The following is a 24,779-nucleotide window of genomic DNA, read 5'->3' as shown; positions in this document are numbered from 1 at the left end:
CCCTGACGACCGGTCCCGTGCCGGGTAGGTTGAATCGTGATGTTCCGGTTCTGCACGCCGGTGCATCGGGACTTTGTGCCTCGTTTTCTTGACCTATTCAAGAAAAGGTGGTGAAGTGTGACTGGCGGCACAGCGCGAGCCCACGTTGTGGAACGCCAGGGATACGCGCCGCTCCGCAGCCCGGAGTGGTAGAGCGACAACTGGATACGAACTTCGACTCAACGCACGCACACCCACGCGTGTTTACGGAGGGACGACTATGACTCAGGACAAGTTGACGACCGGCGCAGGTGCCCCCGTCCCCGACAATCAGAACGTCATCACTGCTGGACCGCGAGGTCCGCAACTTCTCCAGGACGTCTGGTTCCTCGAAAAACTCGCGCACTTCGACCGCGAGGTCATTCCCGAACGCCGGATGCACGCGAAGGGGTCGGGTGCGTACGGGACCTTCACCGTCACCAACGACATCTCGCAGTACACCACGGCCAAGATCTTCTCCGAGGTCGGCAAGAAGACCGAGCTGTTCGCGCGGTTCTCCACCGTCGCCGGCGAGCGCGGTGCTGCCGATGCGGAGCGCGACATCCGCGGCTTCGCGGTCAAGTTCTACACCGAGGACGGAAACTGGGACCTCGTCGGCAACAACACCCCGGTCTTCTTCTTCCGAGATCCGCTGAAGTTCCCCGACCTCAACCACGCCGTCAAGCGCGACCCGCGCACCAATCTGCGTAGTCCCAACAACAACTGGGATTTCTGGACCAACCTGCCGGAGTCGCTGCACCAGGTCACCATCGTGATGAGCGACCGAGGAATCCCCGCCTCGTACCGGCATATGCACGGTTTCGGATCGCACACCTTCAGTTTCATCAATGCCGAGGGCGAGCGGTTCTGGGTGAAGTTCCACCACCGTGTCCAGCAGGGCATCAAGAACCTCACGGACGCCGAGGCGGCCGAACTCGTCGGCACCGACCGGGAAAGCCATCAGCGTGATCTCTTCGACGCGATCGAGGCCGGCGACTTCCCGAAGTGGAAGTTGTGTGTCCAGGTCATGCCGGAGGCCGACGCCGCGAAGGTGCCCTACCACCCGTTCGATCTGACGAAGGTCTGGCCGAAGGGCGACTACCCTCTCATCGAAGTCGGCGAGTGGGAACTCAACCGCAACCCCGACAACTACTTCGCAGAAGTCGAGCAGGCCGCCTTCAACCCCGCGCACGTGGTTCCGGGTATCAGTTTCTCACCCGACAAGATGCTGCAGGGGCGCCTGTTCTCATACGGAGACGCGCAGCGGTACCGACTGGGAGTCAATCACTTCCAGATCCCGGTCAATGCTCCGAAGAACGGGGTGAACAGTTTCCACCGCGACGGCGCGATGCGGGTCGACGGCAATCACGGCGGCAAGCTGCACTACGAGCCGAACAGCTACGGTCAGTGGCAGGAGCAGGCGGAGTACCGCAATCCGCCTCAGTCGGTGGGCGACGTCGCCGACGCGTGGAACTTCCGCGAGGACGACGACAACTATTTCTCGCAGCCCCGCGCGTTGTTCAACAACATGAGCGACGAGCAGAAGCAAGCATTGTTCGAGAACACCGCCCGCGCGATCGACGGCGCTGAAGAGATTGTGGTGCAGCGCCACATCGACAACTGCACCCAGTGCGACCCCGCTTACGGGGAGGGCGTCGCGAAGGCGATTGCAGCACTCAAGGGAGCGCGGCCGATCTAGTTCTTCCGGCTCACCCGAGGGGTCGTCCGCGCATAGCGGCCGGCCCCTCAGGTGTCTCCGCGGCGACGGTCGGTTGAACATCGATGGAATCGCCACGAAGAGTTCCGCGTGTACGCATGATGGAGTTCACGTGATCCTCCAGTTCACGTGATCCTCCTCCGAAGAGAAGTATCGGTGAGCGCATATGTGGTCGGCTACATCGTCGGCAGCCTGTCCTCCACATCGATCAATCGCATTCTGTCGAAAGCCCTGATCAAGTTGGCGCCGGACGACCTGTCCTTCGTCGAGATCCCGATCAAGGACCTGCCGCTGTACAGCCAGGACTACGACTCCGATTACCCGCCGCAGGGACGCGATCTCAAGGAGGCTATCGCAGCGGTCGACGCGATCCTGTTCGTCACGCCCGAGTTCAACCGGTCGATTCCCGGAGGGTTGAAGAATGCGATCGATTGGGCGTCGAGGCCGTGGGGCCAGAACTCCTTCGACCACATGCCGGTCGCGGTAATCGGTGCATCTCCCGGCGCTATCGGTACTGCGCTGGCCCAGCAGAGTCTGCGGGCGGTGCTGAGCTTCACGAACACCCGCCAGATGACGGCTCCTGAGGGCTACATCACCTTCGACCCGGACATCTACACCGACGACGGGTCGATCTCCGATGCCTCGACCGCGGACTTCCTCCGGAAGTACATGGAGGAATTTCGCGAGCACATCGAGCGAGTCCTCACCGTCCTGCCCCGCAATCGCTGAACCGCGTCAGGTTGCATTCCGCTCCGCGTCGACGAGGTCGCGCACCTGTGGCGCGACCTCTCCGGCGAAGCGTTCGAGGTCGTCGGCGGAGTCGCTACCGAGGATGAACGTGCCGGTGCCGTGCAGCAACGCCATATCGGCGAGTTGTTCGGCCCATACTCGCGGCGGCCCGTTGAGGAACGAACCGTCGGCCGAGTCGGTGAAGGTGCCGCTGATGTTGTACAGGCGGCGGATCGCAGCTGGGTCGCGACCCGCCTCGTGTGCAGCCGCGTCCACTCGTTCGGTCATCGCGCCGAGTGCGTCCGGTCCGGCATTGAAAGAGCTCGGTAGCCATCCGTCGGCGTAGCGTCCCGTCACCGCCAGCATCCGCTTCCCGTACGCACCGAGCCAGATTCCGATGTCGTGCAGTGGGGCAGGTCCGCGCTTGGCGCCGTCGACGCTGTAGTGCTCGCCGCTGACACGTGCTGCCCCGCGTTCGTCCGACCAGAGGGCTCGGATCACCGTGATGGCGTCGACGAGTGCGTCGACCGATTCTCCTGCGCTGCGTCGTGGCCCCCCGTTGGCGGCGATGGCGTCCCAGAAGCTCCCGGCCCCCAATCCGAGTTCGATGCGCCCGCCGCTGAGCCGGTCGAGCGATGCGGCGCTGCGCGCGAGGATTGCTGGTCCTCGTAGCGGAAGATTCGCGACATTCGGAGAGATCGTCACGGTGTCGGTCTTTGCTGCAATCCAGGTCAGCAGAGTCCATGCGTCGAGAAAGCGGGGTTGGTACGGGTGGTCCTGGATGGTGACCAGGTCCAGTCCGGCACGTTCGGATCGTACGGCGAGGTCGACGACCGTGGCGTCGGCCGCGGTGGGCGTGAGAAAGCTTCCGAACCGGAGTGTCTGACCGTAGTCGGGCATGGGATGTTCCTTCCCCTTGACGGAGGCGACCGTGCCCACCCTATCCGGTGATCACGGCCACACCGATCCTTTTCTTGACTAATTCCAGAAAAGCGGCATACTGGTGGCATGCAACGAACGGATGACTCACACTTCGACCCCAAGGAACAGCTTCGTTCCGTGGGGCTCCGGGTGACGGCTCCGCGTGTTGCAGTACTCGATATGGTTGCCCGGAACCCACATTCGGATGCCGATGAGGTCGCCGCCGCTGTGCGAGACGAGCTCGGCAAGGTCTCGACCCAGGCCGTGTACGACGTACTCAGGGCCTGCGTGGGTGCCGGACTTCTCCGGCGGATCGAGCCGGCCGGATCTCCGGCACGGTTCGAGACCCGCACTGGAGACAACCACCACCACCTGGTCTGCCGTAATTGCGGCACCGTCGTCGACGTCGACTGCGCCGTCGGTGCTGCACCCTGCCTGACTCCGTCGGATGCCGGAGGTTTCGTCGTCGACGAAGCCGAGGTGACCTTCTGGGGTCTGTGTCAGTCCTGCCGCTGAACCCTTTCGATATCCACATTCACTTCATGCACGGTGTCGCTCCGGCGACCCGTGTCGACGCGTCGTACCCGGTCTCACGGGTAATCGCCGATACGGAGGTCTCACATGACGAACACCCGTTTCACCACCAACAACGCCGGTAACCCTGTAGCCAGTGACGACACCTCGCTGACCGCGGGCGCGCAAGGCCCGATCCTGCTGCACGACCATTACCTCATCGAGAAGCTCGCACACTTCAACCGTGAACGTGTCCCCGAGCGAGTGGTCCACGCGAAGGGTGGTGGGGCATTCGGTGAACTCGTCGTGACCGAGGACGTGAGCGCCTACACGAAGGCGAAGTTGTTCCAGCCCGGTGTGAAAACTGAGTCGCTGGTGCGATTTTCGACGGTTGCCGGTGAGCAGGGAAGTCCGGACACGTGGCGCGACCCGCGTGGTTTCGCGGTGCGGTTCTACACCGAGGACGGCAATTACGACCTCGTCGGCAACAACACACCGGTCTTCTTCATCAAGGATCCGATCAAGTTCCCCGACTTCATCCATTCGCAGAAGCGCCTACCCGGCTCCGGCCTGCGCGACCACACCATGCAGTGGGATTTCTGGACGCTGCGTCCCGAAACCGCGCACCAGGTGACCTGGCTGATGGGGGACCGCGGCATTCCTCGTACCTGGCGGCACATGGACGGCTTCGGCTCCCACACCTACCAGTGGATCAACGCCGCCGGTGAGCGATTCTGGGTGAAGTACCACTTCAAGACCGACCAGGGCATCGAAACCCTTACCGCTGCTCAGGCGGACGTGCTCGCCGGAACCGACCCCGACTACCACCGGGCCGATCTGTACCAGGCGATCGAACGGGGTGAATTCCCCAGCTGGACGCTGCACGTGCAGGTGATGCCTGTTGCAGAGGCCGAGGGCTATCGCTTCAATCCGTTCGACCTCACCAAGGTCTGGTCGCAGAAGGACTACCCGCTGATCAAGGTCGGGACCTGGACACTGAACCGCAACCCGCGCAACTTCTTCGCAGAGATCGAGCAGGCTGCGTTCGCGCCGTCGAACGTCGTGCCAGGAATTGGATTCTCACCTGACAAGATGCTGTTGGGCCGGGTGTTCTCCTATGCCGACGCACACCGCTACCGCGTGGGAGCGAACCACGCGCAGCTGCCGGTCAACGCCCCGAAGAACAAGGTGGAGTCGTACTCGCAGGACGGGAACATGACGTACTCGTTCAACGACCCCGCGACGCCGGTCTACGCACCGAACAGCTTCGGTGGTCCACATGCGGATCCTGAGCGTGCGGGCGACGATGGACTGTGGGACTTCGGAACCGAGGCGGTGCGAGCTGCTTATGTGCAGCACGCAGAGGATGACGACTTCGGTCAGGCGGGCACGTTGGTCCGAGAGGTCATGGACGACGCTACGCGGGAACTTCTGGTCGGCAACATCGTCGGCCATGTCCTGGCCGGCACGTCAGAGGCGTTGTACGAGCGCATCTTCGAATACTGGCGCAATGTCGACACCGATCTCGGGAAGAAGGTCGAAGAAGGCGTGCGGTCCGGCGGCGAATGATCTCTCGGGTGCGTCCGACGCTTCAGGCCAGGCCCCACAAGTAGATCGCAACGGCCAGTGCCCAGACGATCAATGACTGCGCGTCCATGGTGCGAACCCCCTAGGTCGGTTGATGATGAACCGTACAACCATCATGCCTCGCGGCGGGGATCGGGTCACGGGCGTCGGCCCCGCCGACACGATCCTGTGACACACCCCGGGCTTCATCCGGATGTGCAGTCGGCCACAAAATGTTTCGGCCCGGAAGTATTCGGGAATGAAAACTGTTGAACCCAACGGTAGTTACGAAATTGAGAGGAGTGCGAAAGATGAACAGCCCCATCAGCAGCACGCTGTCGGACGGGAACCGGAAGGTTGCCGCAGACGCCTTACAGAACGTGCTCGTGGATGTGATCGATCTGAGTCTGATCGGCAAGCAGGCGCACTGGAACGTCGTCGGGTCCCAGTTCCGTAGTATCCATCTCGACCTCGACGAACTCGTCGCCACTGCTCGCGAATTCACTGATCAGGTGGCCGAGCGGCTGACCGCCATCGGTGTCAGCCCGGACGGCCGGGTCGCAACGGTTGCCCGTGAGAGCGGAACCAAGGGCTTCGGCGACGGCTGGAGCAAGGACACCGAGGTCGTCGCTTCGATCGTAGGTAATCTCGCAGCGGTCATCGCACGCTTGCGTGAAGGTATCGAGGTCACCGGCGATGCAGACCCGGTCACACAGGATCTGCTGATCGGTCAGGCTGCTCGCCTCGAGCAGCTTCACTGGATGTGGCAGGCGCAGCTCGCCTGAACTGAACGATGAACGCGAAAGGCCGCCCACCGTCCCCGGTGGGCGGCCTTTCGGCCGTTCCGGAGAGTTTCGCCAGTGATCCGTGTGACGGGTGTGTCGGTAGTGGTTGCTAGGTTGGGGGTTCGATCCCCTCCGATCGGGCGGGTGGCGGAGTTCGAACGAAAGGTGTTGTCCGACATGGTGATGGGACCTACCCATGCGGTATCCGGAGCGCTCGTCGGTCTCCTGGTCGCCGACGTGCTGCCGCGGGAATGGGGTGGCCCGACATCGACGCCGGAGATTCTCGCCTTCGCGGGCGTCTGCGCGGGATCGGCGCTGTTGCCCGATCTCGATACATCACAGTCGACCGTCGCTCGGTCGTTCGGTCCGGTGAGCCAGACGTTCGCCAGGGGCGTCGGCGCGGTCTCGGCCGGGTATTACAACGTCACACGTGGGCGTAAGGATCGGAAGCGGACCGGTGGCCACCGCACCATGACGCACACGGCGTTGTTCGCGGCTCTGTTGGGTGCGGGGGTGTCGGTGCTGGTCGCACAGTTCGGACGGAACGCGATTATCGGCGTCCTGTTCATCACGTTGGGTCTCGCGCTGCGCGGATTGTTCGGCACCTGGGCCAAGAAGTACGGGTGGTTCATCGTCACCGTCGTCACTGCCATCCTCTCGGTCGTGATGTGGACGGCGTTCCCCGGGGAGGTGGGATCGACCGGCCTGGGGGTCGCCGTCGCCCTCGGGTGTGTCACCCACTGTCTGGGTGATGCGATCACCAAGGAGGGGATCCCCTTCCTCGCACCCTTCGTGCCGTGGCAAGGCAAACGATGGTGGGAGTTCAAACTTCCGCGCGCGATCTCCATCCGTGCGGGTGGGCCGTTCGAGGTCGTGTTCCTCGGGCCGGCGATGACTCTGGCCGCGATCGGGTTCGCCCTCTGGTCCGTCGACGGGGTCCCGGGCTATGTCTTCGGAGCGCTCGAAGCGTCCGGTCTCTCGTTCTGAATTTCGGAGCCACTGGCATCGAAAAGAAACTTGTTCTATTTTTGCTCCATCCCGGTTTCCCACAGAACGGAGCTCGTCCACGTGAGCAAACAAGCCTCGAGCGCTGCCCTCAGCCGGCGTGGTTTCCTCGGAGCCGCCGCGGGCGCCGCGGCGCTTGCAGGGTTGAGCTGGACGCCCGCGGGAGCGATCCCGCTCGGCGACCCGAGCGCGACCATCCCCGCGCCTCCGGAATTCCCCGCCGACATCCCGCTTGCGCAGCAACGCTTCGAGAACTGGGCGAAGACCATCCGGTTCGATGCCGTATGGACAGCCACCGCACGTGAGCCCGGCGACGTCGTACGCCTCGCGAACTGGGCGCGCAGCCACGGCTACCGCATCCGCCCGCGGGGCTCGATGCACAGTTGGAGCCCGCTCACTCTCGTGCCCGGTGAGAGTGCCGACAAGATCGTGCTCATCGACACCATCACGCACTTGAACTCTGTGAGCGTCGACGGAGGAGGTTCTCCGGCCACCGTGATTGCGGGTGGCGGCGCGAGCCTCGAATCGATCCTGTCGGCGCTGCAGGCCGAAGGTCTCGGCTGGGCCAATTCACCGGCGATCGGCGACATCACCATCGCGGGCGCTCTGTCGATCGGTGCGCACGGCGCGACCTACCCCGCCGCAGGAGAGCAGGCCGTCCCGGGACAGTCTTTCGGTTCCCTGTCGAACCTCATCGTCGCGCTCACCGCGGTGGTGTGGAACGACGCCGCAGGGGAGTACGAGCTGCGAGAGTTCCGCCGTTCCGATCCGGACATCACACCCCTGCTCACCCACCTCGGCCGTACCTTCGTCACCTCTGTGACGCTGATGGCAGGTGCGAATTATCGGCTGCGGTGTCAGAGTTTCACCGATGTGCCGTGGCAGGAACTCTTCGCGCCGACGGGTGCTGAAGGCCGGACCTTCGAGCGGTACGCAGAAGAGTCCGGTCGCGTCGAGGCCATCTGGTTTCCGTTCACCGAAACCCCGTGGCTCAAGATCTGGTCCGTCAGCCCCGAGAAGCCGCCCGCCTCACGCGAAGTGCACGGACCCTACAACTACTTCTTCACCGACAGCCTTCCCGAATTGGTGACCACCCCGCTCGGTCAGGTGGTCAGCGGTAATCAGGCCATCACCCCGGCATTCGGTGCGTCGCAGTTCGGTGCCGTCGCCGCAGGCCTGAAGGCCACCGGCACCGAAGACCTCTGGGGCTGGTCGAAGGATCTGCTGTTCTACCTGCGGGCCACCACTCTCCGCGTCATTGCGGGCGGTGGTGTGGTGGTGACGAAGCGCGAGAACATCGCGCAGGTCATCAACGAGTTCACGACGTGGTTGCACAAGCGGATGAGCGACTTCGCGTCGCAGGGGTTGTATCCCGTCAACGGACCGTTCGAGGTGCGGATGTGCACGGTCGACGACCAGGGCGAGGTGCTCGTCGACTCGGCCGGTGCACCGAACCTGTCGCCGGTGCGGCCACGGCCCGATCGCCCCGACTGGGACACTGCGATCTGGATGAACGTGGTGTCGCTCCCCGGCACAGCGGGCCTGCCGGCCTTCTTCCAGGAGATGGAGGAGTGGATGGTCGCCAACTACTCCGGCGACTACGCGACGTTCCGCTCCGAGTGGTCCAAAGGTTGGGCGTTCGATGCGGAGGGCGGATATCGGAACCAGCAGTTCCTCGGCGACACCGTCCCGGCCATGTATCGCACCGGGCTGGACGGCGGCGAGGGCTGGGACGCGGCGAGCGCGGCATTCGATCGGCACGACCCGCATCGCGTGTTCAGCAACGGATTCCTCGACAGGCTGATCTGACGTCAGGACCAGATTTGTCGAGGCACGGTGAATTCGGTTGCAGTTCATCAGGATGACGCCGGACCTCCATCAACGCGGGTAGTGCGATCCCTACCGTCTCGTGGGTTACGTATTCGACCCATATGGAGGTATCGGAAGATGAGTTCCGCAGTCGATCGTTCCGCGCTGAATCGCCGAGGTTTCCTCGGGCGCACTGCACTCGCCGGTGTCGGTATCGCGTTCGCCGGAAGTCTCGACGCGCTGGTGCGGCCGGGCACTGCGGCAGCGGCCCCCGGGGCGATCGGGTACGGCCCGCTCATTCCGGATCCTCACGGGCTGCTCGCGCTGCCGATCGGTTTCTCGTACACCGTGCTCGCGAAGTCGGGAGAAACGCTGCTCGACGACGGCAACCCGGTTCCGAGCAGCCCCGACGCGCTGGGTGTATTCGCACGAGGCAACGGTGCCACCGTCGTGTCGAACCACGAGGTCGGCGACGACGCGGGCGACGAACCGTTCGCCGTCCCCGTCGTCGACGGCCTGACCTACGATCCCGGTGCCCGCGGCGGTACCACCACGATCCTCGTCTCACCGAACGGTCAGCGCGAAGGTCAGTACGTCAGCCTCGCAGGCACCGTCGACAACTGTGCGGGCGGTATCACGCCGTGGGGCACGTGGTTGACGTGCGAGGAGACCGACGACCGGGCCGGCGACAACGGCCTCACCCTCGATCACGGTTACGTCTTCGAGGTCGATCCCGCGAGCCGGGAGTCGAACGTCGGCACCAGCCCGATACCGCTGAAGTTCCTCGGACGATTCGAGCACGAGGCCGTCGCCGTCGATCCCGGCACGAGCGCGATCTACCTCACCGAGGACGCTGACGAACCCAACGGCCTGTTCTACCGGTGGGTGCCACCGCAAGGTTTCGTGGGCCGCCACGGAGCGTTGCGCGAGTTGGCACAGTCCGACGGCGGCGACACCGCCGGTGCGCTCCAGGCGATGCGCTGCTTCCAGGACGGCGCCTTCGTCGCCGATCTGTCGCAGGCCACCGAGCCGGGAACGCGTTACGCCGTGCAGTGGGTGGACGTCCCCGACCGTAACGCGAACGACGAACCGATCCGTGAGCAGTTCGGGGACGGAGAAGTCACGCGGAGCCGCAAGCTCGAAGGCGCATGGTGGGGTGACGGCGGCGCGTACTTCGTCGCGAGCTACGCCCGCTTCGACGACGGCAGTGTCGCCGAGCACGACGGGCAGGTGTGGTTCTACGACCCCGCTTCCGAGACCGCCGAGCTGAAGGTCCTCTTCGGAGTCAACCCGGATCCGTCGGTCGACACCGGAAATTACGACGGCCCCGACAACATCACGGTGTCCCCGCACGGCGGACTTGTGCTCGCCGAGGACGGTGAGGGCGTCAGCCACCTGATCGGCGTCACCCCCAGCGGTGCACCGTTCTCGCTGGCGCGAAACGAGCTGAATGACAGCGAGTTCTGCGGTCCCGCATTCAGCGCCGACGGTCGAACGCTGTTCGTCAACATTCAGACGCCGGGACTGACCCTGGCGATCACCGGCCCCTGGGTCCGTCCGATCGGCTAGCTTGTTTCGTCTCGACGGGTTCGACGAGAAGTGGAGCCGCGCACTCGACAGGTGCGCGGCTCCACTGTCGTTCATCCGACGTCAGAGATCGAATTCTGCGGGGTTGATCCCGACCGCATGTGCGGCGCCGCGCACAGCGGCCTTCTCGTGGTCGTCGAAGTGCCCGTCGGCGCCTCCGATGATGATGCCGATCTGGATGACCGCGCGGGCCTGATCCTGCTTCGACTTCAACTTGGCGATCGTGGCGGTGGCTTCGACCTTGCCGAAGTCGAAATCGGACTCCAGCTTGCTGCAGTACCAGTCGAACTTCTCGCGGAGCTCGTCCTTCGGGAACACCGAGAGGATGTCGTTGCTCATGATGAGCGCCGCGGTCTTCTGCCGTTCGGAGGGGTCGATGCTGCCGTCGGCAGCGGCGATCAGCGCACACATCGCCATGCTGGCGTTCGCGAATTCTTTGTTCTTGAACTGATCCGTCTTGGTCTTGAGCTGTGCGCTCAGTTCGGTGGTCTTCGCCTTGAGTTGATCCCAGAACGCCATGGTGGCCCTTCGTGTCGGTGTTCGTGCACCAACCACTCTGCCATCGGATGTGAAGAAAGTGCTTTGTGAAGTCTGCGGCATCTCGGGCCGTGGCGCGTAGTCCGGCCGCCGGTCACCGGAATGCGGCCTCTCCGGTCAGTGCTTTACCGATGGACAGCTGATGCATCTCGGAGGTGCCCTCGTACGTCAGCACCGATTCGAGGTTGTTGGCATGCCGGATGACCGGGTATTCGAGAGTGATGCCGTTCGCGCCGAGAATCGTGCGGCATTCACGCGCAATGGCGATGGCCTCACGGACGCTGTTGAGCTTGCCGGTGCTGATCTGCTCGGGCGTGATCTCGCCGCGGTCCTTGATGCGGCCGAGGTTGTAGGCGAGGAGATGTCCCTTGCCCACCTCGAGCGCCATATCGGCGATCTTGGCCTGCGTCAGCTGGAATGAGGCGAGCGGCTTGTCGAACACGATCCGCGACTGTGCGTAGTCGATGGCGGTCTCGAGGCAATCGCGCGCAGCGCCGACCGCGCCGAAGGCGATGCCGAATCGAGCTTCGCCGAGCGCTGTCAGCGGGCCGCGCAGACCCTTCGCGAGCGGCAGCATCGCCGAGGACGGCAGCCGCACTCCGTCGAGGACGAGTTCGGAGGTCACCGAGGCGCGCAGCGACATCTTGGCGTGGATCTCAGGCGCGGAGAAGCCCGGGGTGTCCGTGGGAACAACGAAGCCGCGGATGCCCTTGGGGCCCTCGTCGAGGTCGGTCTGGGCCCACACCACGGCGACGTCGGCGATCGATCCGTTGGTGATCCACATCTTGGTGCCGCTGAGGATCCAGTCGTCTCCGTCACGCTTTGCGTTGGTGCGCATCCCGGCCGGGTTCGAGCCGAAGTCGGGCTCGGTGAGGCCGAAGCAGCCGATTGCTTCGCCGGCGGCCATGCGTGGCAGCCATTCCTGCTTCTGTTCTTCGCTGCCCCAATGGTGGATGGAGAACATGGCCAGGGAACCCTGCACCGAGACCAGGCTGCGGATTCCCGAGTCGACCGCCTCGAGTTCGAGGCAGGCCAGACCGTATGCGGTCGCGCTCATGCCGGAGCAGCCGTAGCCGTCGAGGTGCATGCCGAGGACGCCCAGGCCGCCCAATTCCTTCGCGAGATCTCGGGCGGGGAGCTTCGCGTCTTCGAACCACTGCGCGACGTGCGGACGGATCCGGTCGGTCGCGAACTTGCGGACGGTGTCGCGGATTGCGATCTCTTCCGGTTCCAGCAGCGAGTCGAGGGCGAAGAGCTGTGTCAGGGACTGGGGGTTCGACATGTGGTTCTCCGGGTCGTGGCTGGTGGGTTCGAGGTGAGGAAAATCGTTTGTGCAATCGTATGCAAGAACGATTGCGAGAACGTTTGCATAACCTAGGCTAGGGCGCGTCATGTGGGCCGTCAACCCGGCCGGCATAGATGCGACAGAGTAGGAGAGCCCGAATGGCCCGATCCGACCGCGCGCCGACTCTCAAGGAGATCGCCGAGCGCGCCGGTGTGCACGTCTCGACGGCATCGAGGGTGCTGCGTCAACCCGAACCCGTCGACGGATGGTCGGACTCCGCCCTGCGTGTGCGGGAGGTGGCAGAGGAGTTGGGTTACCGCCCGAACCTGTGGGCGGCGAGCCTGCGCACCCGTAAGACCACGACGCTCGGGGTCGTGATGCCCAGACTCACCGACGGCGTCGTCGCCACGACCTACCAGGGCATCGAGGAAGCGGCCGAGCGTGCCGGGTACTCGGTGCTGCTGTCGAGTCCTCCGGATGACCTCGACGCGCAACGCCGCGCCATCTCTCTGCTTGTCGGTCGGCAGGTCGATGGCCTGCTGCTCAGCAGCCTGCACATCCCAGGCGGCCCGTTCGTCGAGTCGCTCGCACTGGGACCGCTTCCGCTGCTGTGCGTGACCAGGCACGCCGACGCGGGACTGCCCTTCGTCGTCGGCGACGACTACCGCGGCGGGTGCCTCGCGGCGCAGCACCTTCTCGACCGCGGATACTCGGATATCGCAATCATCGCCGGCCCGGACCACGCGAGCACGGCCCGTGACCGCCGCGCCGGGTTCGTCGACACGCTCGAGCGTGCATCGCTCCCGCCGCGTCCCGACCGGATCGTGCGGTCGGGCTTCGATGTGGCCGGGGGTGTGACCGCCGCGCGCGCACTGCTGGATCGACCGGATCGCCCCCGCGCGATCTTCGCGGTCAGCGACACGATCGCGATCGGTGTCCTCGGAGTCGCACGCGATCTCGGGCTGACCATCCCCGACGACCTCTCGCTCGTGGGATACAACGACATTCCCATCGTCGAGCAGCTACCCGTCCCACTGACGACGGTCCGCTCGCCCGCCCGCGAGATCGGGGCGTCCGCGGTGCGCGGCCTGCTCGAACTCGTGCAGGGACGCGAGGTGGAGTCCATGCGGCTCCCGGTCGAGCTCATCGAGCGGAAATCGAGCTGACCCGGCTCCGGTGTGTTCGGCTCGGTGTTCGGTCACCGCTGGACAACGACACGGTGACCGAGGACGATCGCGCACGTGGCGAATAGCGATGCGCAGCGTCTCCGAGATCTCGCGCTGTTGCGCCGTGTCCGCGACCGCATGGATCGCGAGTATGCGCGGCCGCTCGATGTGGACGCGCTCGCGCGCGGGGTGGGCATGTCGGCGGGGCATCTGAGTCGCCAGTTCAAGAAGGCCTACGGCGAATCGCCCTACTCGTACCTGATGACCCGCCGGATCGAACGGGCGATGACGTTGCTGCGCCGCGGTGATCTCAGCGTCACCGATGTGTGCTTCGAAGTCGGTTGTTCCTCGCTGGGGACATTCAGCACGCGATTCACCGAATTGGTCGGTATGCCGCCGAGCGTCTACAAGGACAAGGCCGAATACGGCACGGAAGGCATCCCGGCGTGCGTCGCGAAACAGATCACGAGACCGGTCAGGAATCGAGAAGCGCAGGTGTCCGGCCGTCGCTAGCGTTACTGCCATGGACATCACCATTCACTACACATTCCTCCCGCACACCGATCCGGAAGCGTCCTTGGCGTTCTACCGCGACACCCTCGGATTCGAGGTCCGCAAGGACGTCGGCTACGAGAACATGCGGTGGATCACCGTCGGACCCCCCAACCGCCCCGAAACCTCGATCGTCCTGAACCCGCCCGCGGCGGACCCCACCATCAGTGACGACGAGCGGAACACGATCCTCGAGCTGATGGCAAAGGGCAACTACGGTGCAGTCACTCTCGCCACAGACGACCTGGACGGGCTGTTCGCGCGACTCGAGGCAAGCGGGGCCGAGGTCCTTCAGGAACCGATGGATCAGGATTACGGCGTGCGCGACTGCGCCTTCCGCGACCCTGCGGGCAATCTGATCCGGATCAACCAAACCAGCTGATCTGCAAGGCATTCCAACTTCGAGTGGAGGTCGAGATGGGACAGGACGACGGGACAGGTACCGACCGGACGCGACCGCCCGGTACGCCGGGGGCGCTCTCGCGCTGGTTCCAGCGCACAGCCAACGCGCGGACGATGCGGAAGATCCGACGCGGCAAGGGCCGGACGATGGGCATGGACATGCTGATCCTGCACACGATCGGTCGCAGGAGCGGACAACGGCGTGAAACCCCCTGATGCGGTTGGCGGACGGCGAGGATGCCGTGCTCGTCATCGCGTCGGGCGGGGGCAGCGTGAACCCCGACTGGCACGCCAACCTGATGGCTCACCCGGACGGCGTATCGGTGGAGCTTCCGGGTCGTGAACCGGTCTCCGCGAGAGCACACGAACTTCGCGGTGCCGATCGTGAACGGGCCTGGCAGCGTCTGGCGGCCGAACAGCCTCGAATCGCCAAGTATCAGAGTAAGTCCGATCGTGAATACCCGTTGATCCGGCTGACGCTGCAGTAACTGCGTGGCACAGTCGAACAGGTCGATTACCGAGGGCCTCCGGAGCGAGGTCCCGGACAGAGAAACGGAGACACCGATGACGCCGTCCGCCAGGACGAACACCCAGTCGCGTGAACTGAACCCCGCCGACAGTCACGACCGGATCCTCGTCCACGGGGCGCGGGTGAACAACCTGCGAGATGTCAGCATCGAGATCCCGAAAAGACGACTGACGGTGTTCACGGGTGTCTCCGGATCCGGCAAGAGTTCGCTGGTGTTCGGCACGATCGCCGCAGAGTCGCAGCGGCTGATCAACGAGACCTACAGTGCGTTCGTCCAGGGGTTCATGCCGAGCATGGCCCGGCCCGATGTGGACGTCCTCGACGGGTTGACGACGGCGATCCTCGTCGACCAGGAACGCATGGGCGCGAACCCTCGCTCCACCGTGGGTACCGCAACCGACGCGAACGCCATGCTGCGTATCCTCTTCAGCCGGATGGGTAAGCCGCACATCGGTTCCCCCCAAGCATTTTCGTTCAATGTCGCTTCGATCAGCGGTGCCGGAGCCGTGTCGATGGAGCGCGGGGGACGGACAGTGAAGGAACGTCGCTCCTTCACCATCACCGGCGGGATGTGCCTGCGTTGCGAAGGTCGGGGGTCGGTCTCCGACTTCGATCTGACGGCGCTGTACGACGAGACCAAGTCGCTCAACGAAGGTGCGCTGACCATTCCCGGCTACAGCATGGAAGGCTGGTACGGACGGATCTACCGCGGCTGTGGCTTCTTCGATCCCGACAAGCCGATCGCGAAATTCACGAAGAAGCAGCTGAACGATCTCCTCTACAAGGAACCGACCAGGATCAAGGTCGAAGGCGTCAACGTGACCTTCGAGGGGCTGATCCCGAAGATTCAGAAGTCGTTCCTGTCCAAGGACCGAGAGGCGATGCAGCCGCACATCCGTGCGTTCGTGGATCGTGCGATCACATTCTCGGTCTGCCCCGAGTGCGACGGCACGCGACTCACGGAGGACGCGCGATCGTCGAAGATCAAGGGACTGAGCATCGCCGATGTGTGCTCGATGCAGATCAGTGATCTCGCCGAGTGGGTTCGAGGTCTCGACGAACCATCGTTGGGCCCCTTGCTCGACAATCTGCGGCAGAACCTCGATTCGTTCGTCGACATCGGCCTGGGTTACCTGTCGCTCGAACGCCCGGCAGGCACGCTTTCCGGTGGTGAGGCGCAGCGCACCAAGCTGATCCGGCACCTCGGGTCGTCCCTGACCGATGTCACCTATGTCTTCGACGAGCCGACGATCGGTCTGCATCCGCACGACATCGCGCGGATGAACGACCTGCTGCTGCAACTACGCGACAAGGGCAACACCGTGCTCGTAGTCGAACACAAGCCCGAGGTCATGGCCATCGCCGACCATCTCGTCGATCTCGGTCCACACGCCGGTACCGAGGGCGGCAAGGTGATGTTCGAGGGCACCTTCGACGGCCTGCGGAAGAGCGACACCCTCACCGGCAAACACCTCGACGATCGTGCCTCGCTGAAATCGTCGGTGCGCACGGGGACCGGCGCACTCGAAGTGCGCGGCGCCGACACCAACAACCTCCGCAATGTCGACGTCGACATCCCCCTCGGAGTGCTGGTGGTGCTCACCGGTGTCGCGGGGTCGGGGAAGAGTTCGCTCATCGGTGGATCGGTGTCCGGCCGCGACGGCGTGGTCACCATCGACCAGGGAGCGATCAAGGGGTCGCGACGCAGCAATCCTGCGACGTACACCGGCATGCTCGACCCGATCCGCAAGGCGTTCGCGAAGGCCAACGGGGTCAAGCCGGCGCTGTTCAGCGCGAACTCGGAAGGCGCATGCCCCAACTGCAACGGCGCGGGCGTCGTCTACTCCGACCTCGCGATGATGGCCGGAGTCGCGACACCCTGCGAGGTGTGCGACGGAAAGCGTTTCCTGGCCGAGGTGCTCGAATACAAGTTCGGTGGCAAGGACATCAGCGAGATCCTGCGGATGTCCGTTGCCGAAGCCGAGGAGTTCTTCGGATCTGCGGACTCGAAGATCCCAGCGGCGCACAAGATCCTGGATCGCCTGGTGGACGTCGGGCTCGGCTACATCAAGGTCGGGCAGCCGCTGACCACGCTCTCCGGTGGTGAACGGCAGCGGCTGAAACTGGCCACCCACATGGGGGAGAAGGGTGAGATCTACATTCTCGACGAACCCACCACCGGCCTCCACCTCGCCGACGTCGAGAATCTACTCGGTCTGCTCGACCGTCTTGTCGATTCCGGTAAGTCCGTCATCGTCATTGAGCACCATCAGGCGGTCATGGCGCACGCCGACTGGATCATCGATCTCGGTCCCGGTGCGGGCCACGATGGCGGCAGCATCGTCTTCGAGGGGACACCGGCGGATCTCGTCGCTTCCCGGTCGACGCTTACCGGTGAGCATCTGGCGGAGTACGTGGGGGCGTAGAAAGGGACTCCGATCAACGCCATCGGGCGCCTTCTCCGGCTGGAGAAGGCGCCCGATCGGCTGTTTCACGAGTCGGGGTGGCGGGATTCGAACCCACGACCTCTTCGTCCCGAACGAAGCGCGCTACCAAGCTGCGCCACACCCCGTGATGAACCTCGGTCAGCTTACCGCACGACTCGCAGGAAGATTAAATCGCCTGGTCAGCGACTTTTTGATGGTCGATGACGAAGTCTTGCGGTCAGCGGGGAGTCCCTGCGCTTTCTGCAGCACTACCCGAGGATCTGCGCGATTCCTCACGCGGAGCCGGAACCAATGTCAGCAGCGTGGCTTCCGGACGACAGCAGAAGCGCGCGGGGGCGAACGGGGAGGTGCCCATTCCCGCCGACACGTGCAGTTGCATATGCGCACCCCACCGCGAGGGTCCCTTCACCCGCGACCGGTCGATGCCGCAGTTGGTCACCAGAGCACCGAAGAACGGCAGGCACAGTTGTCCGCCGTGGGTGTGGCCGGCGAGCACGAGGTCGTATCCGTCGTCGGCGAAACGATCGAGCACGCGGGGCTCGGGCGAGTGGGTCAGTCCGAGGCGAAGATCCGCGGACTTGTCGGCCGTCCCGGCGATGGTCTCGTAGCGATCACGTTCGAGATGTGGGTCGTCGACACCGGCCACCGAGATGCGTACGCCGCCGACCTCGATATCGCGTCGGACGTGTGTCATGTCCTGCCATCCGCGTTCGTTGAAGGCCGCGCGCAGGTCGCCCCACGGTAGCGGAGGCCCATAAACGCGGTCGTGGTCCTTGTCGAAGTAGGCGAGCGGGTTCTTCAGGACCGGCGCGAAGTAGTCGTTGCTGCCGAACACGAAAAGACCGGGGCGGGCAAGGAGGCCGCTGAGAGATTGGACGACTGCGGGAACCGCCTTCGGGTGCGACAGGTTGTCGCCCGTGTTGATCACCAGATCGGGTTCGAGCTGATCGAGTTCCCTGAGCCAGTTCTGCTTGCGTTTCTGCCCCGGCATCATGTGCAGGTCGCTGATGTGCAGCACCCGGAGCGTCGAGGCGCCCGGCGCGAGGACCGGGATGGTGACCTCCCGGAGGGTGAATGCGTTGCGTTCGATCAGCGTCGCGTAACCGAGGCCGAGAACGGCAGCTCCTGCGGTACCCGCGGCGACACGTGTGAGGGGAGAAAGGTCAGGCACTTCTTCAGGGTACCGCCGCTGCACGTCTGCGCACGTGCTTCGACGGTCCCGGCGTAGCGTTCCCGGTATGACCGACACATCTTCCTCACTCAAATCCACATTGCGCGCAGACATGACCGCTGCGATGAAGGCCAAGGACCAATTACGTTTGGCGACACTGCGGATGTTGCTTGCTGCAATCCAGACCGAGGAGGTGTCGGGGAAGGAGGCGCGCGAGCTCTCCGACGACGAGATCATCAAGGTGCTGTCGCGTGAATCCAAGAAGCGTGGTGAGGCCGCTGAGGTCTACACCGAGAACGGTCGCGGGGAACTCGCGGCCAAGGAGCACGCCGAGGCACGCATCATCGACGAGTATCTGCCGACTCCGCTGACCGATGCGGAGCTCGTCGACGTGGTCGACACGGCCATCGGCAGGGTTGCAGACGAGCTCGGAACGCGTCCGGGTCCGAAGAACATGGGCCAGGTCATGAAGGTTGCGACCGCGATCGCCGCGGGCAAGGCCGATGGAAAGCGCCTGTCCGCGGCGGTGCGGTCGCGTCTCTAGCCGTCAGTTGTCCGGTTGCGACGGGGTCGTCGTTGCGGCCGGGCTTTCCGACTCGCTGTCCTCCGGCGGCGCCGACTCGGTCTGGGCAGGTTCTTGACGGCCGGGAACAGGAGCGGGGGCGGCAGGAACCGTGGTATCGGGAACTTCGCTGCCGCTCGGCCTTGCGGGAGTCGCACTCGTCGTGGGTGCGACGCGCACGGAACCGTCACTGACGAAGATCGTCACCGTCGATCCGGGTACCGCCGAGCCGGAGGGGGAGGAGCCGGTGACGATGCCTGCTCGTTCCTCGGCCTTGACCGTGGACTCGGTGACGGCGAATCCTGCGTCCTGCAGGCGCTGGGTGGCCCGATCCCGTGACAGGCCCGTGACGTCCGGAACCTGAGCATTGCCTGCGCCGCGGACGTAACGAGGGTCGGCCGGAGGAAGCTCGATGGAACCGAACTTGGTGGCGATCGGAGTCATGGCCGTGAACCAGGTGTGTGCGGGGGCGGTGCCGCCGAACAGGTTGCCGTCGTAGCACGGACGGACCGGATTGGCGCAGATCTGGCCGGGTGTGGGGGAGTCGCCGTAGGTGTATACCGACCCTGCGTACCTGTTGGTGAATCCGAGGAATGCGGAGGACATGTGCGACTCGGTGGTCCCCGTCTTGGCTGCCACCGGAAGGCTCCATCCCGTGTTGCCTGCGGCTCCGGAAGCGGTACCGCCACCCGCGGTGTCCTTGCTCATCGCATTGGCGAGGGTGTCGGCCAGTCCGGGTTCGACGACCTGCTCGCACGCCTGCTGCGTGATCGGCACCGGCTTGCCCTCACGGTCGAAGACACCGTCGATCGGAGTCGGCGGGCACCACTTTCCGTGTGAGGCCAGGGTGGCGGCCACGTTCGACAATTCGAGGTTGTTGATCCATGTGGGGCCGAGCGTGTATGAGCCCAGATGCTGATTCTTCTGCATGTCGGCCATCGACTGCTCACCGAATCCGGAGGTGTTGGGCTGCGCATAGGAACGCATTCCCAGTCGGACGGACATGTCGACGACGGAGTCGACGCCCGTCGCCTCGATCAGCTTCACGAAGGCGGTGTTGGGGGACTGAGCGAGTGCGTCGGTCACCGACAACGCAGGCGGGTACGGCGCGGCGTTCTCGACGCAGTAGTAGCCGGGAGGGCAGCCCCGCGCGCCGCCATCGCCGAGACCCTGGGCGTTGTAACGGCTGGGCACGTCGAGGATGGCGGTCGTGCCGAGACCCTTCTCCATCGCTGCGGCAACCGTGAAGATCTTGAAGACCGATCCGGCGCCGTGCCCGGCGAGCGAGTAAGGCTGCGGCTGAACTGTTTCGTGGGCGTCGCCGTCGAGGCCGTAGGTACGACTCGAACCCATCGCAAGGACACGATGGGAGTCCTGACCCGGTTCGACCACATTCATCACCGTTGCGACATCGTCGACGGTCGGGCTCGTGTACTGGTCGAGCGCGGACTTCGTCGAACTCTGTACTTCCGGGTCGAGCGTGGTGCGGATGAGGTATCCGCCCTTGTCGATCTGTTCTCGTGACAGTCCTGAGTTCGCGAGGTACTGGAGTGCGTACTCGCAGAAGAATCCGCGATCGCCCGCTTCGATGCAGCCCCGCGGCAGGGTGTTGGGCTCGGGAAGGACGCCGAGGGGTTCTGCCTTTGCGGCCCGGATCTCGTCTGCCCGCTCGGGAATGTTCTCGATCATCGTGTCGAGCACGATGTTGCGGCGATTGGTCACGCCCTCTTCGTTCGTGTACGGGTTGAGGGCGGAGCTGGACTGCACCATGCCCGCGAGCATCGCTGATTGAGCGATGTTCAGGTCTTTCGCGTCGATGCCGAAGTAGGTCTGGGCGGCGTCCTGGATGCCGAACGAACCGTTTCCGAACGGCACCAGGTTCAGGTAACGGGTGAGGATCTCGTCCTTCGACAACTCTTCGTCGAGGGTCAGCGCCATCCGGATCTCGCGGATCTTGCGGGCGGGCGTGGTTTCGATGGCCGCGCGGCGTTCCGCATCGGTCTTCGCCACGACGTGCAGCAGGTAGTTCTTCACGTACTGCTGGTCGATCGTCGACGCGCCCTGTTCGACCTGCCCGCTGCTGGTGTTGGTGAGGAAGGCGCGGATGGTGCCTTGCCAGTCCACGCCTTGATGCTCGGGAAACCTCTTGTCCTCGATGGAGACGATCGCGAGTTTCATCTCGTTGGAAATCTGGTCGCTCGGTACCTCGAAGCGGCGTTGGTCGTACAACCACGCGATCGGGTTGCCGGCAGAGTCGACCATTGTCGTTACGGCGGGAACGATCCCTTCGACGAGTTCTGCGGAACTGTTGTCGACGGTGTCTGCGGCGCGGTTCGACACGTAGCCGAATCCGCCTGCGGCCGGGAAGAGCATTCCGGCCACGAGGACACCGCCGAGGGCCGTGCAACCGGCAAGTTTCGCCACAGTACTTCGGATCGACACGGGTACACCCTACGTGCCGATCGGAGGAGTCGACGATTCCAGGGAAACGAAACGCCGTCCGACGTGCGGCTATGCACGGGCGTACCAGAAAAGGTTTTGTTCGCCTTGCGCGCGGGCATCACTTTACCTAGATTGAGACAGCAGTGTGATGCAGGTAACACCTCGACAGTGAAGACGTACAAGTTTTTTCATGCTAAGTGCAAAATTGTGCGTCCTCAGGAACTCCCCACAACGGAGTTCGGAAAGCAAAGGGGAACTGAATGCACCTGACCGCCCCCATGACCAGGCTCGACGTTGACGAAGAAGAAGCACGCATCGCCTGGGTGTCGAAGGCTCGATGCCGCGAGGTAGACCCCGATCAGTTGTTCGTCCGAGGCGCAGCACAGCGGAAGGCGGCAGTGATCTGCCGTCACTGCCCCGTGATGCTGCAGTGCGGCGCGGACGCACTCGACAACCGCGTCGAGTTCGGAGTGTGGGGAGGAATGACCGAACGACAGCGTCGTGCGCTCCTCAAGCAGCATCCGGAAGTGGAGTCCTGGTCGGACTTCTTCGAGGCGCAGCGTCAGCACCAGAACGCGGTATAACCGCAACTCGATGAGGTAACCGGCTGTACAACGACGCCGGAGCACGCACGACGGGGAAGGTCGTGCGTGCCACCCGGAACATCAGACCTGCCGGGTCAACTGGTCGCCCACCGCTCGCAGCGCTTCGAGGTCCGAGACCTCGAAGGGCAGGGAGGGCACACCGACGACCGGCACGCGCGGATTCGCTGAGGTGAATCCCCGCAGCAGATGGACTTCTCGTTTCGCCGTCACCGCGCGATGCGCGTGGATGCGCAGCACGGCCTCTGCTGCGGGGGCATCCTCACCGCCCTCCTCCGCAAGGAGATCAGCCGAAGTCAACGCGTGGTCCGCGGGCAGCGAGGACAACGTGGGATGTGTCCGGTTGAGCACGAGGCCCGCGAGCGGCATCTTGTCGCCGCGCAGTCGTTCCACGAAGAACGATGCCTCGCGCAGGGCATCCGGTTCCGGGGCCGCGACGACCATGAAGTGGGTTCCGGGCTGCTGTAGGAGTTGATAGGTGCGGTTGGCGCGTTCGCGGAACCCGCCGAACATCGAATCCAGTGACTGCACGAATGCGGATGCGTCCGACAGCATCTGGCTGCCCACGATCGTCGAGACCGCTTTCAACGCCAAACCCATCGCACCTGTCACGATCCGGCCCAACCCACGGCCGGGGGCGGTGAAGATACGGATCATCCTGCCGTCCAGAAAAGCGCCGAGGCGCTTCGGTGCGTCGAGGAAGTCGAGGGCGTTCCGTGACGGTGGGGTGTCGACGACGATGAGATCCCACTCGTCGCTCGCGGCGAGCTGGCCGAGTTTCTCCATCGCCATGTACTCCTGCGTACCGGAGAACGACGACGCCACCGTCTGATAGAAGGGGTTGTCGAGGATCTGCTGGGCCTTCTCCGGCGTGGAGTGCTCGAGCACCATGTCGTCGAATGTGCGACGCATGTTCAGCATCATGGCGTGTAGTTCGCCTGTCCCGCCGGATTCGAGCGGCACCTTCTGCGGAGAATTGTCGAGAGTCTGCACACCGAGCGCCTGAGCCAGGCGCCTCGCCGGATCGATCGTGAGTACCACGACCTTGCGGCCCTGCTCCGCCGCCCGCAAGGCGAGCGATGCCGCCGTCGTCGTCTTACCTACACCGCCCGACCCGCAGCACACGATCACCCGCGAGGTCGGATCGTGGAGGAGTTTCGCGACATCGAGGACCGGTGCCGTGCGCACCGTCCGCTCGGTCACCGGACGCCCTGTTCGGCGAGCAGCTCTGCAAGTTCGTAGAGTCCGCCGAGGTCGACCCCGTCTGCGAGCAGTGGTAGAGACATCCGGGCCACCTTCACGTCGTCGAGTTGGGCGGCGCTGACCTGCTGCGCCTGCAGTATCGAGGCATGCTCGATGGTTTCTGTGAGTAATCCGGCGAAATCGTCGTCCGACAACGTCAGCCCGACCCTCTCGAACGCGGACCGGATGGATTCACCTGGGATGCGCCCGTCGGCGACATCGTCGACCAGAGAATCCGGAAGGTGCTCGGGTGCGGTCCTGTTGACGATCACCGTGCCCATCCGCAGATCGGCTGCCTCCAATTCGTCGACCGCGTCGGCGGTCTCCTGAACGGGCAGGGCCTCGAGCAACGTGACCAGGTGCACGACAGTCTCGTCGGAATGCAGCAACCGGACCACACCTTCGCTCTGCGAGCGGATCGGTCCCGACTTCGCGAGATCGGCCATGGCCTGCGTCACGTCGAGGAAGCTGCCGATCCGGCCGGTGGGCGGAGCGTCGACCACGACCGCATCGTAGAGGCGCTCACCGGACTTGTCGGTGCGTACGACCGTCTCCTTGATCTTGCCGGTGAGGATCACGTCGCGGAGTCCGGGCGCGAGCGTCGTCGCGAACTCGATCGCGCCGATCTTGCGCATCGCGCGGCCCGCGAAGCCGAGGTTGTAGAACATGTCGAGGTATTCCAGGAACGCCGCCTCGATATCGATCGCGAGGGCCATGACCACACCACCCCCTTCGGCGGTTGCGATCTTCGTCTCCACCGGAGGCAGCGGGGCCACGTCGAACAGCTGCGCGATTCCTTGCCTGCCCTCGGTCTCGACGAGCAGGACCTTCCGGCCTCCCGACGCGAGGGCAAGTGCAACTGCCGCCGCGACCGTGGATTTTCCGGTTCCGCCCTTGCCGGACACGAAGTGCAGTCGCGCCCGCGCGGCCTTGGCCGGCCATGTGCCGGAATGAGATGTCTGTGTCGCCACGGTGTCGAGCCTATAAGTCGTCAACAGGGAAAGGCGCCGGATAGGGTCAGGTCATGAGTGAATTGACAACGTGGGAGTACGCAACCGTGCCCCTGCTCACGCACGCGACCAAGCAGATCCTCGACACGTGGGGTGCTGACGGGTGGGAACTGGTGACGGTCCTGCAAGGACCCACCGGCGAACAGCACGTCGCGTACCTCAAGCGCCCCAAGAGCTGACCC

Annotated in this window: 22 protein-coding genes, 1 tRNA gene and 1 pseudogene; 16 read left to right on the top strand and 8 right to left on the bottom strand. The window is 64.4% G+C overall.

Annotated elements, in window-relative coordinates:
- Nucleotides 1-259 precede the first annotated feature (259 nt).
- Together MWU77_RS23360 and MWU77_RS23355 are read left to right on the top strand one after the other, a co-directional pair.
- Nucleotides 260-1,717 (top strand): catalase, encoded by a 1,458-nt coding sequence (locus tag MWU77_RS23360; RefSeq protein ID WP_247274896.1) that lies wholly within the window; start codon nt 260-262, stop codon nt 1,715-1,717.
- Nucleotides 1,718-1,891: 174 nt separating this feature from the next.
- Nucleotides 1,892-2,464: an NADPH-dependent FMN reductase gene (locus MWU77_RS23355; protein ID WP_247274895.1), complete on the top strand. Its 573-nt coding sequence runs from the start codon at nt 1,892-1,894 to the stop codon at nt 2,462-2,464.
- A gap of 6 nt (nt 2,465-2,470) precedes the next feature.
- Here the strand turns inward: MWU77_RS23355 and MWU77_RS23350 are convergent, their stop codons facing one another.
- On the bottom strand, nt 2,471-3,364 hold the full coding sequence (locus MWU77_RS23350; RefSeq protein ID WP_247274894.1) for an LLM class flavin-dependent oxidoreductase: 894 nt from the start codon (nt 3,362-3,364) through the stop codon (nt 2,471-2,473).
- 108 nt (nt 3,365-3,472) lie between these two features.
- On the opposite strand from MWU77_RS23350, the gene MWU77_RS23345 reads away from it, so the two are divergent.
- From MWU77_RS23345 to MWU77_RS23320, 6 genes are all read left to right on the top strand, one after another.
- Nucleotides 3,473-3,901: a Fur family transcriptional regulator gene (locus MWU77_RS23345; RefSeq protein ID WP_247274893.1), complete on the top strand. Its 429-nt coding sequence runs from the start codon at nt 3,473-3,475 to the stop codon at nt 3,899-3,901.
- A 105-nt stretch (nt 3,902-4,006) separates the two neighbouring features.
- Nucleotides 4,007-5,467 carry a catalase gene (locus MWU77_RS23340; RefSeq protein WP_169690669.1) on the top strand — a complete coding sequence of 487 codons (1,461 nt, stop codon included), beginning with the start codon at nt 4,007-4,009 and terminating at the stop codon, nt 5,465-5,467.
- 308 nt (nt 5,468-5,775) lie between these two features.
- Nucleotides 5,776-6,249: a Dps family protein gene (locus tag MWU77_RS23335; protein WP_169690668.1), complete on the top strand. Its 474-nt coding sequence runs from the start codon at nt 5,776-5,778 to the stop codon at nt 6,247-6,249.
- A gap of 177 nt (nt 6,250-6,426) precedes the next feature.
- Nucleotides 6,427-7,236 carry a metal-dependent hydrolase gene (locus MWU77_RS23330; protein WP_169690773.1) on the top strand — a complete coding sequence of 270 codons (810 nt, stop codon included), beginning with the start codon at nt 6,427-6,429 and terminating at the stop codon, nt 7,234-7,236.
- A gap of 81 nt (nt 7,237-7,317) precedes the next feature.
- On the top strand, nt 7,318-9,063 hold the full coding sequence (locus MWU77_RS23325) for a cholesterol oxidase substrate-binding domain-containing protein (protein ID WP_247274892.1): 1,746 nt from the start codon (nt 7,318-7,320) through the stop codon (nt 9,061-9,063).
- Between the two features lie 138 nt (nt 9,064-9,201).
- Nucleotides 9,202-10,632, top strand: coding sequence for an alkaline phosphatase PhoX (locus MWU77_RS23320; RefSeq protein ID WP_247274891.1), 1,431 nt, complete (start codon nt 9,202-9,204; stop codon nt 10,630-10,632).
- An 81-nt stretch (nt 10,633-10,713) separates the two neighbouring features.
- On the opposite strand, the gene MWU77_RS23315 is transcribed toward MWU77_RS23320, so the two are convergent.
- Entirely contained in the window at nt 10,714-11,169 is a 456-nt protein-coding gene (locus tag MWU77_RS23315; RefSeq protein ID WP_169690665.1) for a tellurite resistance TerB family protein, read from the bottom strand.
- A 112-nt stretch (nt 11,170-11,281) separates the two neighbouring features.
- Nucleotides 11,282-12,469: an acyl-CoA dehydrogenase family protein gene (locus MWU77_RS23310; protein WP_169690664.1), complete on the bottom strand. Its 1,188-nt coding sequence runs from the start codon at nt 12,467-12,469 to the stop codon at nt 11,282-11,284.
- A gap of 161 nt (nt 12,470-12,630) precedes the next feature.
- Here MWU77_RS23310 and MWU77_RS23305 point away from each other — a divergent pair, with 161 nt between their 5' ends.
- The 5 genes and pseudogenes from MWU77_RS23305 (at nt 12,631) to MWU77_RS23285 (ending at nt 17,547) form a co-directional block, all read left to right on the top strand.
- The gene (locus MWU77_RS23305; RefSeq protein WP_206040519.1) at nt 12,631-13,638 is read left to right on the top strand and encodes a LacI family DNA-binding transcriptional regulator; all 1,008 of its coding nucleotides are present in this window, start codon (nt 12,631-12,633) and stop codon (nt 13,636-13,638) included.
- 75 nt (nt 13,639-13,713) lie between these two features.
- Nucleotides 13,714-14,151, top strand: coding sequence for a helix-turn-helix transcriptional regulator (locus tag MWU77_RS23300; RefSeq protein WP_247274890.1), 438 nt, complete (start codon nt 13,714-13,716; stop codon nt 14,149-14,151).
- Between the two features lie 10 nt (nt 14,152-14,161).
- Nucleotides 14,162-14,572: a VOC family protein gene (locus tag MWU77_RS23295; protein ID WP_169690662.1), complete on the top strand. Its 411-nt coding sequence runs from the start codon at nt 14,162-14,164 to the stop codon at nt 14,570-14,572.
- 35 nt (nt 14,573-14,607) lie between these two features.
- Nucleotides 14,608-15,080, top strand: a pseudogene (locus MWU77_RS23290) (nitroreductase/quinone reductase family protein).
- Between the two features lie 76 nt (nt 15,081-15,156).
- Nucleotides 15,157-17,547, top strand: a complete 2,391-nt coding sequence (locus tag MWU77_RS23285) for an excinuclease ABC subunit UvrA (RefSeq protein ID WP_169690660.1) — start codon at nt 15,157-15,159, stop codon at nt 17,545-17,547.
- 72 nt (nt 17,548-17,619) lie between these two features.
- Here the strand turns inward: MWU77_RS23285 and MWU77_RS23280 are convergent.
- Nucleotides 17,620-17,693: transfer RNA gene (locus MWU77_RS23280), tRNA-Pro, on the bottom strand.
- Between the two features lie 92 nt (nt 17,694-17,785).
- A complete protein-coding gene (locus MWU77_RS23275) occupies nt 17,786-18,739 on the bottom strand; it encodes a metallophosphoesterase (RefSeq protein WP_247274889.1) in 954 nt (317 codons plus the stop codon).
- A 67-nt stretch (nt 18,740-18,806) separates the two neighbouring features.
- Here MWU77_RS23275 and MWU77_RS23270 point away from each other — a divergent pair, with 67 nt between their 5' ends.
- A complete protein-coding gene (locus MWU77_RS23270) occupies nt 18,807-19,283 on the top strand; it encodes a GatB/YqeY domain-containing protein (RefSeq protein ID WP_169690658.1) in 477 nt (158 codons plus the stop codon).
- A 3-nt stretch (nt 19,284-19,286) separates the two neighbouring features.
- Here the strand turns inward: MWU77_RS23270 and MWU77_RS23265 are convergent, their stop codons facing one another.
- Nucleotides 19,287-21,725, bottom strand: a complete 2,439-nt coding sequence (locus MWU77_RS23265) for a transglycosylase domain-containing protein (RefSeq protein ID WP_308198861.1) — start codon at nt 21,723-21,725, stop codon at nt 19,287-19,289.
- 278 nt (nt 21,726-22,003) lie between these two features.
- Between MWU77_RS23265 and MWU77_RS23260 the strand changes: the two genes are divergently transcribed.
- On the top strand, nt 22,004-22,327 hold the full coding sequence (locus tag MWU77_RS23260) for a WhiB family transcriptional regulator (RefSeq protein WP_054810128.1): 324 nt from the start codon (nt 22,004-22,006) through the stop codon (nt 22,325-22,327).
- 81 nt (nt 22,328-22,408) lie between these two features.
- On the opposite strand, the gene MWU77_RS23255 is transcribed toward MWU77_RS23260, so the two are convergent.
- Both MWU77_RS23255 and MWU77_RS23250 read right to left on the bottom strand, forming a co-directional pair.
- Nucleotides 22,409-23,548, bottom strand: a complete 1,140-nt coding sequence (locus MWU77_RS23255) for an ArsA family ATPase (protein WP_247274888.1) — start codon at nt 23,546-23,548, stop codon at nt 22,409-22,411.
- Entirely contained in the window at nt 23,545-24,558 is a 1,014-nt protein-coding gene (locus MWU77_RS23250; RefSeq protein WP_169690657.1) for an ArsA-related P-loop ATPase, read from the bottom strand. Before MWU77_RS23250 ends, MWU77_RS23255 begins: the two co-directional genes overlap by 4 nt.
- 53 nt (nt 24,559-24,611) lie before the next feature.
- On the opposite strand from MWU77_RS23250, the gene MWU77_RS23245 reads away from it, so the two are divergent.
- Entirely contained in the window at nt 24,612-24,776 is a 165-nt protein-coding gene (locus MWU77_RS23245; RefSeq protein WP_169690656.1) for a DUF4177 domain-containing protein, read from the top strand.
- Nucleotides 24,777-24,779: the final 3 nt, after the last annotated feature.

Origin of the sequence: Rhodococcus sp. F64268, assembly GCF_023015605.1 — a bacterium.
Classification (GTDB): Bacteria; Actinomycetota; Actinomycetes; order Mycobacteriales; family Mycobacteriaceae; genus Rhodococcus.
This window is presented reverse-complemented; position numbering and strand designations above follow the sequence as displayed.